We start from the raw sequence: 232 nt of genomic DNA, 5'->3' as shown, positions 1-232 counted from the left end.
GCGGCGCCCTCGCCGAGCCGCCGCACCAGCAGTCGGCCCGCCTCCCGCCCCAGTTCGTCGCTGTCGTAGGCGGCGATGACCAGGGGCAGTCCCAGCACGTCGGCGAGTTCGAAGTCGTCGAACCCGGCGAGCGCGGTGGCGGAGCCGGCCGCGCGGACCGCCCGGAACGCCCCGATGGTGTTGCGGTTGTTGGAGCAGAACAGCGCGGTGGGCGGCCCCGGCAGGGCGAGCA

The 232-nt window shown here is 75.4% G+C and carries 1 protein-coding gene; it reads right to left on the bottom strand.

From position 1 onward, the window contains the following. On the bottom strand, positions 1–232 hold a 232-nt coding region (locus G3I40_RS06365; RefSeq protein ID WP_164301178.1), incomplete at both ends, for a substrate-binding domain-containing protein.

The sequence above is a fragment of the Streptomyces sp. SID14478 genome (assembly GCF_010548525.1).
Taxonomy (GTDB): domain Bacteria; phylum Actinomycetota; class Actinomycetes; order Streptomycetales; family Streptomycetaceae; genus Streptomyces.
The sequence above is the reverse complement of the archived record's forward strand: the minus strand, read 5'-3'. Positions and strand labels throughout refer to the sequence as shown.